This window comes from Shewanella sp. Isolate13, from assembly GCF_022398325.1.
In the GTDB taxonomy this organism is placed as follows: Bacteria; Pseudomonadota; Gammaproteobacteria; order Enterobacterales; family Shewanellaceae; genus Shewanella.
Genome location: NZ_JAKEVD010000041.1, coordinates 1 through 12680 on the forward strand (window position 1 = coordinate 1; position 12680 = coordinate 12680).

At 45.8% G+C, this 12680-nt stretch carries 10 protein-coding genes; 6 read left to right on the forward strand and 4 right to left on the reverse strand.

The annotated features are described in order from the left end of the window. The first annotated feature begins 101 nt into the window (after positions 1–101). Positions 102–2264, forward strand: coding sequence for a diguanylate cyclase (locus L1D44_RS18855; protein WP_239892836.1), 2163 nt, complete (start codon positions 102–104; stop codon positions 2262–2264). A 63-nt stretch (positions 2265–2327) separates the two neighbouring features. Here the strand turns inward: L1D44_RS18855 and L1D44_RS18860 are convergent, their stop codons facing one another. Beyond that, on the reverse strand, positions 2328–3767 hold the full coding sequence (locus tag L1D44_RS18860) for an alpha/beta fold hydrolase (protein WP_239892837.1): 1440 nt from the start codon (positions 3765–3767) through the stop codon (positions 2328–2330). Positions 3768–3849: 82 nt separating this feature from the next. Between L1D44_RS18860 and L1D44_RS18865 the strand changes: the two genes are divergently transcribed. Then, positions 3850–4329 carry a hypothetical protein gene (locus L1D44_RS18865; protein WP_239892838.1) on the forward strand — a complete coding sequence of 160 codons (480 nt, stop codon included), beginning with the start codon at positions 3850–3852 and terminating at the stop codon, positions 4327–4329. A gap of 90 nt (positions 4330–4419) precedes the next feature. Here the strand turns inward: L1D44_RS18865 and nadE are convergent, their stop codons facing one another. After that, positions 4420–5250 (reverse strand): ammonia-dependent NAD(+) synthetase, encoded by an 831-nt coding sequence (gene nadE, locus L1D44_RS18870; RefSeq protein WP_239892839.1) that lies wholly within the window; start codon positions 5248–5250, stop codon positions 4420–4422. Between the two features lie 168 nt (positions 5251–5418). On the opposite strand from nadE, the gene L1D44_RS18875 reads away from it, so the two are divergent. Then, positions 5419–6054, forward strand: coding sequence for a LysE family transporter (locus L1D44_RS18875; protein ID WP_239892840.1), 636 nt, complete (start codon positions 5419–5421; stop codon positions 6052–6054). Between the two features lie 15 nt (positions 6055–6069). Here the strand turns inward: L1D44_RS18875 and L1D44_RS18880 are convergent, their stop codons facing one another. Together L1D44_RS18880 and L1D44_RS18885 are read right to left on the reverse strand one after the other, a co-directional pair. Continuing rightward, complete coding sequence (locus L1D44_RS18880) at positions 6070–7422, reverse strand: sigma-54 dependent transcriptional regulator (RefSeq protein ID WP_239892841.1); 1353 nt, start codon at positions 7420–7422, stop codon at positions 6070–6072. Further along, entirely contained in the window at positions 7419–9137 is a 1719-nt protein-coding gene (locus L1D44_RS18885; protein ID WP_239892842.1) for a HAMP domain-containing sensor histidine kinase, read from the reverse strand. The genes L1D44_RS18880 and L1D44_RS18885 overlap by 4 nt, the downstream gene beginning before the upstream one ends. A gap of 480 nt (positions 9138–9617) precedes the next feature. On the opposite strand from L1D44_RS18885, the gene L1D44_RS18890 reads away from it, so the two are divergent. From L1D44_RS18890 to L1D44_RS18900, 3 genes are all read left to right on the forward strand, one after another. Next, positions 9618–10370, forward strand: coding sequence for a hypothetical protein (locus tag L1D44_RS18890; RefSeq protein ID WP_239892843.1), 753 nt, complete (start codon positions 9618–9620; stop codon positions 10368–10370). 1223 nt (positions 10371–11593) lie between these two features. Beyond that, positions 11594–11956: a hypothetical protein gene (locus L1D44_RS18895; RefSeq protein ID WP_239892844.1), complete on the forward strand. Its 363-nt coding sequence runs from the start codon at positions 11594–11596 to the stop codon at positions 11954–11956. Between the two features lie 123 nt (positions 11957–12079). After that, entirely contained in the window at positions 12080–12634 is a 555-nt protein-coding gene (locus L1D44_RS18900) for a hypothetical protein (RefSeq protein ID WP_239892845.1), read from the forward strand. Positions 12635–12680: the final 46 nt, after the last annotated feature.

Below are 12680 nucleotides of genomic sequence, written 5' to 3' on the forward strand. Positions count from 1 at the left end.
CTATTATCAGTTGCTATCCTCATAAAAAGTTAATAAATTGTAACCAGTTAGTGTGGAGACAGAAAGATAATAACTTCCTCCCGAAACAAAGGTGAAATTTATTGGGGAAAATAGAAAAAAATAAACTCGTGTTAGCCTCTGTGTTAGGGTTCATTGGATTAGTCATCAACCTCTATCCCATCCATCTGTTCGCTAACATTCAGCTGATCCTCGGCAACATATCTTATGTTGTTGCCGCGATATTGCTTGGCCCTTGGTATGCACTTTACACCGCAGCCATTACCGTTACCGGGCTAATGATCGTTTGGGATAGCCCCCATGTGTATTTTCTATTTGGCGTTGAGGCTCTCTTTCTTGGTTTTGCAAGGCGAAGAGACATCTACGCTCTATACGCCAGCTTTGGTTTTTGGCTATTCGTCGGAATGCCACTGTTTTACCTGTATATCTTTCTCTTTACCGATCTACCCAGTAGCCATATTGCTTTCGTGATCCTCAAGCAAGGGATCAATGGACTCGTCTACGCCTGTATTGGTTCACTACTGATTATTTTAACCCCCTCGTTTTGGCACTTTAAAAGCAAGCTAAAAGACCAACGCAGACGTACATTCAATGCCCAGCTCACCTATACTTTTACCCTAGTGATTACCGTTGCCCTACTTTTGGCCGCATTGCTGTTTAACAATCAATTTATCGAGCGCCAACAAGCTTTGCTCTACCACAATATTGAAAACTCTGCCGACCATTTAGGGCTATCGACTCAGGCTTACCTAAACTATCACCGCCAAGCGATTAAAAACGCGGCCGCATGGCTCAGCTTAAATCAACACTCTGCGGCAGATGAGCAGATATTGCTATCACAGCTGCACGGCAACTACCCTGGATTTATCACCATGTTGCTTGCCGACAGAAGAGGCTCGATTATAGGCGCCAGTCCTGCGTCATTACTTTCCAGTCTAGAGAACCTACCAGCGTTCAATATCCGTGATAGAAACTACTTTGTAGAGGCCTTTATTAATCAGCGAAACTATACTTCTCCGGTTTTCTTGGGTAAGGGGTTTGGCCAGGATCCGATTGTCGCCATTAGCGCCCCCATCTATCGATCAGATACACCTCACCAGCCCATAGGGATCATCGAAGGTTCGCTTGACCTAAAAGAGTTCAAGGTAATCGATCACATCAATACCAGCAGTGATAACCAATCCATTGTGCTCGTAGACAATCATCACCGAGTAATATATGCCACCGACAATCTCAATATCCCCCCCTTGTCGGAATTTACTTACACGTTGCCGAGTCGGAATTACATCACCCCCTTCCCTACGCTTAATATCGCCCACAGCGACAATATGGCACCCGAGTATGTCTATGCCAATATAACACTCGAAAATGGTTGGCAGCTGTTCGTTCTTAACCCGTTTCGTCCCCTAGTCGAACTGGTTGAAGGCATGTATTTAGCAACCTTTGCAATCTTATTCCTCGCGCTATTGATCACCATCTATATCTCACATGTCATCAGTGGGCGTCTTACCTTGCCACTAGAAAATATTGCCAGCAAGTTCAGCACGGCCCCTGAGAACGCTCATGTGGAATATGCGATAGATGCAGAGTCACCGCAAGAGATCTACTCACTGTTTCAGCGCTTACAGCAGAGTAAAAGCCAGCTTATTGGTTATCAGCTGGAACTGGAAGAAAAGGTCGCGCTGCGAACGCTAGAGCTTGAACGGGCAAATAACAAATTACAGGCATTAGCCGAAAAAGACTCTCTCACAGGTCTTTATAATCGTCGCTATGCCGAAAATCAGTTCCCCGCCATTCAGGAGCTTTGCCAAAGAAGCGATGAAGTGATTGCCATTGCACTACTGGACCTTGATAAGTTTAAGTTCATTAATGACACTTACGGCCATGACGGCGGCGACCTTACCCTTAAACGGGTTGCCGAGCTCCTCTGCCAGGAGTTTAAACGCGAATCAGATATCATCGTAAGATACGGCGGCGAAGAGTTTTTACTGATCATGCCCCTTTGTAACGCCTTGAAAATTGAGGGGCATTTGGAACGCTTTAGACACAAGCTACAAGAGATAATCATCGAGCAACCCAAAGATAGAGTACAATTCCAAGTGACGACTAGCATAGGTGCGGTCATAGGTAATGGAAGCTTCGGTGCCTCACTTGACGAATGGGTTAAGCAAGCCGACATCAATCTGTATAAAGCCAAGAGTGCAGGCAGAAATCACCTCATTTTCACCACTTTAGAAGACTCATAAGCTCGATGAGGTATGAAAGCAAAACCCTATCCACAACATATTTGGCAAGCCAGTTAGCCAAAGTTAAGGGACTATGACCTCATCCATTTTATCAAGCAGATAGCTGTGAAAAGGATTCCACTTCTGCCGCAACATCTCACTGGCAGACACACTTATTACCCCTCTCTCCCCACGAGAAGCACCGATACCGATCTGAATATGGGGCTTTTTCTCATCCCAAGTAGGACCATAGAGGGGATCATGTCTTGGAAAAGGCAGTGCAACATGAGACAGAGAGTAAACCTGCTTTGGCCAACTTAATCCAAGCGATGTGATCGTATTATCATTTAAGCGCCTAGCTTGAAGCTCTCTGCTCTCAGAGCTCTGATTTTCAACTAAGGTAAAGTCATAATTAAACTGCCCCTTAGTCATCATCTGCCGGTAAGGCTCGAGGGGATCATGTAAAATAAGGCTCAAATTCACCTTAGTGCGATTGATGTCGAATAACACCAACTCATGACCAGCATCGGGCAACAGGCTATATAGTGAACTTATCACCGCACTGGTATCCACGGTATCATCGGTCAGGGACTGAAACGTCAATATAGGTGGTAACGCCTCTAGCGCTTTTAAGCCCAGCCCCTGAACAAGCTGGTGATTACGCAATGAAAGCTGATACACCACATCTCCAGCATTTACGGCGAAGGAGCCGTACTTAAAGGGATCATATTCAGCCTGAATGCTATTCCAGCTTAGCTTATCTAAACCGAGTACCGTCCCGAGCCTAGCCTGCCATTTTGCACCTGCAGCAACGGGAGGCAAACCTATTGCGGGTGAGATCAACACCATGGCTGCGTAATCGCTCCCTTTGTTGGACGCAATCTGCTCGAGTTCATGATTCAGCGCCAATGCCGCACCAGTAGAGAAGCCAACTAAATACAAGGGTTTCTCACCTAACACCCGCTTCATATGTGCCGTTGCGAGCGCCACAGCGCCAGCCATATCTTGCCAATAGATATGGGTCAACGCCGATGGCAAGGTGCCGTGACCTGGTAGCCTTAATCCTAGAACATGGGCTTGGTCTTTATAGTGCTTAGCGAAATGTGACATGGCATAAGGAGAGTCAGACATGCCGTGAATGAGCAGTACCCCAAACTCGGCATCGGCGTTGGCCCATTCATAGCTTCTATTCCAGTCTTGTGACCAGTGGGCAGGATCGGAGTAACTGCCGCGAACATAGCGATTGATAACATCAAACGGTTGAGGTGCTTCCGCGTCAAGGTAGATCTTGTTTTCTAGCTCATCGAACAGCTTATCTTCAAGCTGCATATACTCTGAAAAACTGCTCACATCACTGTGCGCACGATACTCAGAGGTTAACTCAGTTGTATGCCATGGTGATAAGTCGGGGCGAGAATTCAAATACCAAACGGCCATCGCGATTAACGCAAGGCAGGTTCCTAAGGAGGCGTAAAACAACGCAAAGGCTAAATGTTTTGTCGACCCTATAATAATGGCTTTCATAATCGTCGCGACTTCCCCTAAACAAGCAATTAAGTTAACTTACACGCTTTTACACCGAAACGGTGAGGTTAAAGAGAAAACATTGAATAAAAATAACCAGATTATAGGTTTAGATAACGCAAAAATATGTTTCTATCTACCCACCCCACCTATACTCAGTGCTGACTGGAGCCATACTGCGCCCTCGGCCATACAAAACCTTATCCAGGTTAACGGTAATCATTGGCGCAAGATCCTAACTATCATGGCCAAAATCGCTGTTACCGATACCAATTGGAAAGGCTATCGAGATGAGCTGTTACTCAAGCAAGATGAATCGATTTTGATTGATAGCCACCAGCTTAATCCAAAGGCCTGCGTGCATATCGTTTGCGGCCAACTAAGTGCTCAGAACTTAAATCTTACCCCTGACCTCTTTACGCCAATATCCCCTACGGCTAACTATGTTAGCAAGCATGCAAGTCAAGCTATCTACCTCTGCCCCTATCTCGACTACCGTCAATTCCCAAACCTGCAGATCGATCTATTAAGAGGGGCGTTAAATCTCCCGCCACTGAGTTAATCCTTAACCAGTAAAGAATGCAGCTATTGAAGCAAGTGGTTTAGGGCTAGTAAAAAAGGCGCCGCGGCGCCTTTAAAACAGAATGGAGAATCAATCATAGATCGTCGGAATTGGCTCACGCTTATGTTGAGTTGCACGATAGATCCCAATCAGCTTATCGTTAACAAAATCGCTGACCTCTTTCCCCTCTAGGAAGTCATCAATCTGATCATAGCTAAGACCTAGGGCAACTTCATCTTCTAGCTGCGGCTTGTTCTCTTCCAGATCTGCCGTCGGCGCCTTAACGACCAATGACTCTGGCGCACCGAGGAAGGCTGCAAGTTGACGAACCTGACGTTTATTAAGGCCAAACAGCGGCGCTAAATCGCAGGCACCATCACCCCACTTGGTATAAAAACCGGTAATATTTTCAGCGCTATGATCGGTACCAACCACAAGGCCGGCGACTAAACCTGCGATTTCATACTGGGCAACCATGCGCATTCTCGCCTTGACATTGCCCTTCACAAAATCGACTTTATCGGCATCAGGCAGCTCAATACCCGCCGCTTCAACAGCAGCTAAGCTCTCACCATGAACACCATCGACCCCAGATTTCACATTCACAGTGACCAGTTTTGAAGGCTGAATAAACTGACAAGCCAATTGGGCTTCATCTTCGTCTTTTTGCACACCGTAAGGCAGACGAACCGCGATAAACTGGTAGTTCTTACCGTTAGACTCACTATTGAGTTCATCAACGGCAAGCTGACACAAACGCCCCGCTAATGAAGAGTCTACGCCACCACTGATCCCCAAGACTAAAGAAGATGTACTCGACTGCTTAAGCTTTGATTTAATGAATGCAATACGCCTTTGTACTTCAAAGCCAGGATCAATAGCATTAAGCACCTTCATTTCTCTTAAGATCTGTCCTTTCACGTTCTACACTCCGATGGTAGTTGGCAGAAAAATCGATTTATATTATGGGTGAATTCGCTCGACAATTCACGACCTGTTTAATCACAATCGTGTTAATTTAGGCGTTAATTCGCAATATGTATCATTCAGGCCTTAAAATGGCCTTTAACTCACTCAATAAGAGACTCGATGGAATATCAATTACTCATATCACTTAGCATCATTCATCTGGTGGCGCTCGCCAGCCCCGGCCCAGATTTTGCGTTAGTGGTTCGCCTTGCAACCCAAGAGTCGCGCACAGCAGCAGTCGCTTCGGCGCTTGGCATCGCAGTGGCCATTTTAGGCCATACCCTGCTTAGCTTAACTGGGGTTAGTCTCGTCATTCAAAGCTCTGAACAACTCTTTTTAATCGTACAACTCGCTGGAGCCAGCTACTTAGCTTGGATGGGAGTTGGCGCGATAACAGCGGCCTGGCAGCACTGGCGAGACCCAGTCACTCTCGAACAAAGCTCAAACAGCAAAGGGATAACCAGTTATCGCGGATTCTTGCAAGGGCTCTATACCAATCTGCTCAACCCGAAAGCCTTGGTCTTCTTTATCACCCTGTTTTCGACGCTGATCACCCCAACCGTTAGCCTCGGGACCAAGAGCATGGCTGCTCTGCTACTGTTTTTGTTGTCTTTTATCTGGTTTAGCTTTATCGCCGTGGTGCTATCTAAGCCTAGAGTGCAACTCAAGATGAAAAAGGCCAGCCCATTCATCAACCTTGTGACTGGCATTATTTTTGTTGGCGTTGCGCTGACCATTATCTCAAGCATTTTTTAATTAAACATCTCGAACTTAACTTAATTGGTGTTTCTCTAGACGATACAAGAAAGCTTTGTAACTTAAGCCCAACTGCTTTGCCGCCTGAGTACGATTGCCGTCATGACGCGACATTGCCTGTTGTAAGCAATCTCTCTCAAATGCTTCCCACTCAAAACCGGACTCGGGTAGGACGAACCGATTCGAATTATTGATGACTTGCCCTGAACTCAACTCGGCCACTAGCTCCTGCTCGTCCCCTAATAACACAAACCGCTCGATGCGGTTAGAGAGCTCACGAACATTCCCCGGCCAAGGGTAATCCAGTAACAGCTTCATCACTGGAGCACTCAATTTAATAGGCTCTACTTTATATTGAGCACCATGAGTCTTTAAGAAATGCTCGATAAGCCGCCCTATATCCTCTTTGCGCTCCCTAAGTGGCGGCATATCGATTGGCACCACGTTGAGTCGATAGAATAGATCTTCTCTAAAATTGCCCTTCTCGACTTCCTCTTTAAGGTTGCGGTGGGTTGCGGCAATCACCCTAACATCGAGTTTTAATTCTCCGTTCTGCCCTAGTCTTGAGATCACCCCTTCCTGTAAGAAACGCAGCAACTTTGTTTGCTGTAACAGGGGTAACTCTCCGATCTCATCGAGAAAGATAGTGCCGCCATCTGCTGCCTCGAGCTTGCCGATTTTCTGGGTATTGGCACCAGTAAATGCCCCTTTTTCTGCCCCAAAGAGTTCAGACTCGGCTAGGCTTTCAGGAATCGCACCGCAATTGATTGCAACAAATGGCTTATGTTGACGAGTAGATAACTGGTACAAGGCCCTTGCGGCAAGCTCTTTACCCGTACCACTTTCACCACCAATCAGCACGGTCGCATCGGTTGCGCTCACCCTTTGCACCCGAGCATAGACCTTTTGCATACAGGGCGCCCGCCCCACGAGTCCCACCAGCTCTTGTTGTTGAGATAACTCAGATGTTAAACGGCGATTTTGCTGTTTTAATGTAAGCGATTTTGCGACCTTATCTATGGCCATCAATAGTGACTGACGCTGATAGGGTTTTGACAAGTAATCATCAGCCCCGGCCTGCATGGCATCGACCGCGTGGGTGATAGTGCCGTAAGCGGTCGCGATGATAAAACCCATATCGGGGTGCTCTCGCCTGACATAACTGAGCAGATCCATACCGGTTAACTGCCCGAGCTTCCAATCGGAAAAGACTAGGTCTGGTGGGCTTCGCTTAATTAATACAATCGCCTCTTCCACGCTCTCTGCACTCAAAATCTGATACTGATTCGATGCAAGAATTTGACAGATAAGCTCTCGTTGATCCGGCTCATCCTCAACCACTAAAATTTGCAAAGGAGCATTATTCATGAGTTTGCCTCTGTTTGATTACGATCTGCTCTCGAGCCTAGCTTTGAGCTTGAGTCTGCCTTTGAATCTGAGTCATACGGCTGGCTTTGTTCACCATGCCCAAAAATGAGTGTCACTATGGTGCCGCCCTGGGGGTTATCTTCATACAAGATCTCACCATCATAATGACTCTCGATTAACCGCTTAGCAATATAGATCCCCATCCCGGTTCCTTCCGCTTTAGTGGTGATATGAGGCTTAAACATCTGTTGTTTAACCATAGGATCAATCCCTTTCCCCCAGTCGGTAATGATCACCTTCTTGCCATTAGCGTCTTGGGCCAGCTCGATACGGATCGCCTCGGAATTGGGGTCGGCTTCGATCGCGTTAATCACCACCGCATGCAAGATACTCCTCAGCTCAGACTCCGCCCCCTTAACACTTAGCGTTGCCGATTGTGAGTCAAAATGCACCTTAGGCTTAATCCCTGTGATTGATAACTCCAGCAGTATATCTTGGATAATGGTATTTAGCGGAATCGCTCTGTCACGGGCCACCTCATGGCTCGAAAGCGTCAGCAACGACTGTATACTCTTATCCATCAAGGCAATTTTTTGCTGCATCTTGCTATTGAGCTTCTCTCGCTCGGCTAATGTCTCGCTGCACGTTGTCTGCTCGGAGAGTAGACCTAGGGTATGCAGCGGATTTCTCAAACTGTGGGCAATACCACGAGTGATCTGGCCAAGATCCGCTAGGTGTTGCTGCTGCGACATCTGCTGCTCTTTTTTGCTCAGCTCTGCCAATGCCAAACTCATTGCATTAAATCCTTTTAAGATCTGCTTTAACTCCTTAACCCCCTGTTCCTTAAGTTGTACGCCAAACTGCCCCTCAGCCAAGCATTGGTGACCAGAAGCAAGCTTAGATAATGGCTCGGTCACGTGATGACTCAGCCAATACGCCAGCAACAAAGCCACCACACTGGTCAGCAAGATAGCGAGTAACACTGATTCACTGAAGCGTTCTAATAGCTGGTTAGCGCCACGGCTTGGCAGCTCCACACTGCGCTCACTATTGAGTTCAATGGGCTCGCCATTGCCACTGTGCCCCTCCACAATCAGCACTCGACCATCTTCAAGCCACTCATCGGTATGGATCTCAATATTTGCTAAACTCTGCTCGACTCGCTGCTGATACTCCCGCGCAGCTTGCTCGCGCAGTAGCGCCATATTCTCAAGATTACTCTTCTGTAAGGCTCGCTCTTTGGCTAATAATGACTGTACCTTCTGTTTTAGTGCCGCTTGCTTAGCCTTAAAATCCTCACTCTTGTGCTGCAATTCGTCGCCTGAGGACACGCCATGAGCAAGCTCTAGTGCCAATTGATCAATTTCAGCATTTAAACCGCTAAGCTCAGCTGCTAATTCTTGCTCCGCTTCGTCAGCTAAGCTACCGACCTTATCTTGCAGCAGCTCACTGCGTTCAATCCAATCCAGCTCAGGACCTTTAGCGTCAGGTACAGCTATCGGCTCTGGCGTTTCTGGAAAGGAGAACTCCAACCGCTCCAGCTCTGCCGCATTCTCAATCACCACACTCACTAGGCTTTTTGATAAGCTTTTCGAACTTTGTTCAAGTTCGGCCTGCAACTGCGCCTTAAAATACTGCGCCACAAAAAGCTGACTCATGGCCAACATCAAGATCAGCGCACCAAATAATATAAACACATAGCGTTTTATCGACATATTCTGCTCTTTTCATTTCCCTATCTACTGGTTGCTACCTATAGGTTCCGACAGCGGTTTTATCACTCGATTCCCATATGGCCATACAAGATTGATACCAACCGACTTCCCTAGCCCCAGTAATGAATGCCATCGTAATACCCCTAGAAACGCAAGTCATCCTGATGAAAAGCATCACGAATATCCAACGTTAGCGGCACGACACATGACCCAAGCTAACACAAACAAACACAATATCCTCATATCGGGAAGTCACCTGCCTATATCCGTAACTATTTCAACGGTTCATTTTTAGGCTGAGGGGCAAACATACCACCAATACCAGCAGCCCTCTGGGGTTAACAGAGTTGGCACAGCCTTAGCAGTATCTAGTCGTAATCGCCTAGCGGTAACCCTATAGTGGAAATGCCCTTGTGGTTGCCACGGTTAGGAAATCATCAGATAAATGAATCACAAGCAATACTATTAAAGGGAATAATTATGAACTTCAAACCACTAGCCATCGCTTTTGTAACTAGCAGCTTAAGCTTGTCTCAATTGGCCTATAGCGCCCCCACCGATATCGCTGTTATCGACAACAACCAATTTATCGAGAAAGTTATCGACAACAGCAACCACAGTCTAATCACCAAGATCAAGACCGATGAAAATGACATTACCCATGTCACCATTGTTACAGATGGCACTACCCATGAAATGTCATTTACGCCTCAAGAGCTCAGTGATAAAGAAAGCGTTAAACAGAAGATAATTGAGTTGCCTCAGGATGTACAAAAGCCTGTTACAAAAATGCTCGATCGAGTCCAACGTCATGCAGTAAACCCCAAGCAACCTCTTGACCCTAAGGTTGAGCAAGCCATTAAAATTAAACTTGAGAAGCTTCATCAACAGCTGGGCGGTAAAGAAGCCGAGATAGAGGCTCATGCATTTAAACTTGAATCTAAGGCGCGCGCATTAGAGGAAAAGGCCCGCGAGCTCGAAGTGATATTTGAACAAAATGAGGGCAAATTTGAAATCCATATGCAGTCCCTTGGCGATGACATCGAAGTACTCACAGAACAAATTACCGAACTTGAGCTAGAACGACTCGGACTCGATGGTGACGCCTCACGCGTGCTAATCATCCAAGGCCATAGTAAGCCCACCAGCGAGGATATTCTTGAACTTATCGAACGCGCTGACTTGAGCGATGAACAGAAGCAAAAGTTGAGTGTAGCATTAGCGCAGCAATGATCGGCTTTGCTCTGGTTTTAGACGTAAAACTTCGTTGCTTAGCTTTGTAAGATCCCAAAGTGAGTTAGCCTTCGAATGAAGGCTGATTACATTTCTATTTGTGCTCGGTGTTATATGGCAGTGAGTTTTAAATTGATGATTTACAGTTATCAATCGCCTGCTGCGGGTGCTGGACAGGATGTCCGAATGTCGTGAGCACAGGGTCAACGATGTTCCCTACATCATAATGACATTTCCCATATCCCTATGGGTCAGATGTGAATGAACGACCTTATGTACAGACACTGCTGAAGCACGGTGAGTAAAGCGAAGCTTTGTGCTACGAACAAGAAGCATGGATGCTGAACTGGCTATTAGATATGGATATCGTTGCAACTACCTCCCTGTAGGCTCAACGAAAACATCTGATGTGAATGGATTCACAAATGCCGCGGTGACATGGACGTCATAGAGCGGCCATGTTTTCGACGGCTTCAGCCGTATCTACACTTGATAATTGGAGTAATAATTAGGTTGTAGAGTTAGGTTTCTAACTCAGAAATGCCCCAAAGTTGGTTAGCCTTCGAATGAAGGCTAGCTACATTTCTATCGGTTGTGTTGCTACATGGAGGCAAGTTCTGTGTTGTAGCTTCATGGTTGCTAATCGCCTGCACCGGGCGTATGTGCAGACACTTCCGTGACACGCAGCGAGTCCATCCTTGGAAGCTCGGCCATGACGTCCTTGTCATGGACGGTCACGGCCGTATCTACACTAGGTAATTTGCGTACTGATTAGGGCTCGTGGTTTTGGGTCTAACTTGGAAGTGCCCCAAAACGAGCTAGCGAGAGAAATTTTCGCACCGGAGAACTGCATTAGCGGCTTATATTTTCTAATGTCTTGGGCACTCAGATCTGACTTTAAAGTACTAGATAGATATACAGTTATAATTGTACGTTGATGACTAGTGAGTAAAGTGAGCAAAAATTGGGTGATTTATGCTCGATAAACTTCTAGTTTTTTGATAACTTATTGAATTTACAATTATTGGTAAAAGATTGTAGAGACCTTTGCATCAAGACGCTCACTTTTGCGGGTTTGATATTAATAAAATTGGTCTTAAATTTTAGTTTTATCAATATAAAACAGCCGGTTGTCTTGTTATGGTTGCTGCTAAATTGAATTTGTACCGGAACATTATCGAGCAGCTATATAATAAGCTGTTATACATCCTAGGGAAGTGGTTGTGCTAATTCGAGCTATCAATAGCCAAAGAAAATTAAAACCTTACTTTTACTCGCAGTCTGCAAAGATTGGTGGTGTTGGTTGTCTGGCTGGATTTTCGGTAGCATACCCATTGTTCTTTGTCATAGCCTCAAGCTTTGGAATTCAGTCAGATGTACCAATTCGTAGCTATGATGGTGCCACAGTATTGATCTTGTTCACTGTGTGCCTTTTAGTTCTTTGCTTTTCCTTATATGCATTTTCCGCTTTATTCGCTTTCATTTTCTATGGCATAAAATTCAAAAAAGGACATATCGATAAGCAAGAACTTATTAATATCGCTTTTAAAGGCATCTATCCAAAGCGATGGCAGCGCGGGCTTTAATTCGGATGTATAACAAGGCCATTATGACAGGGACGCAAAACGCTTGGCTGCGCTCCTTCGTCGCAAAGTTTAGCCAAGCATTTTCGCGCCCCATATGGCGGCGTTATGTACCCAAGGAAGGTTATGTATTCTTATTTACCAAATGTAAATTTGTCCGATTCACCAATATCAAGGCAATTTAAGCTTAAAGGAGTATCAACTTTCCACGAAGCCTGTGATTTTATTTGGAGATTGCCTTACGGTCGGACTAACCACCAAGATTTGATAGCAGTCTTGAGTGAACGCAAAGGAACATGTAGCTCAAAGCACAGGCTGCTAAAAGCATTGGTGGATGAACTGGATATTGAAGGCGTTGAGCTAAAAATCGGGATTTACCTGATGCATGAGAGTAATACGCCTGGTGTCGGTTCTGTTATGAACTTAAGTGAGTTTGATTCAATTCCAGAGGCACACTGTTATTTACATTATGATAATCGCCGAATTGATTTAACGAGAAGCGATGTGGTTGCATCGGAATCTATAAGTAATTTCCTTGTAGAAGTGACAGTTGAAGCAGAGACTCTGCCGGAATTTAAAGAGCCGTTTCATTATCAGTATATTGTCGATAAGTATGGTGATGAGCGAGCTAAAGCGGTTTGGGCTTGTCGGGAGCAATGTATTGCTGCACTTGGAACATAACAAGCCTCTGAATCAAGATTCACCAAGGCTGTCACGCCATTTGCTG

What these genes read in the sequence shown, in the direction of transcription:
- L1D44_RS18860 (WP_239892837.1), bottom strand. Translation starts at nt 3,767, where the DNA reads ATGAAAGCCATTATTATAGGGTCGACAAAACATTTAGCCTTTGCGTTG.
- L1D44_RS18875 (WP_239892840.1), top strand. Translation starts at nt 5,419, where the DNA reads ATGGAATATCAATTACTCATATCACTTAGCATCATTCATCTGGTGGCG.
- L1D44_RS18880 (WP_239892841.1), bottom strand. Translation starts at nt 7,422, where the DNA reads ATGAATAATGCTCCTTTGCAAATTTTAGTGGTTGAGGATGAGCCGGAT.
- L1D44_RS18885 (WP_239892842.1), bottom strand. Translation starts at nt 9,137, where the DNA reads ATGTCGATAAAACGCTATGTGTTTATATTATTTGGTGCGCTGATCTTG.
- L1D44_RS18890 (WP_239892843.1), top strand. Translation starts at nt 9,618, where the DNA reads ATGAACTTCAAACCACTAGCCATCGCTTTTGTAACTAGCAGCTTAAGC.
- L1D44_RS18900 (WP_239892845.1), top strand. Translation starts at nt 12,080, where the DNA reads ATGTATTCTTATTTACCAAATGTAAATTTGTCCGATTCACCAATATCA.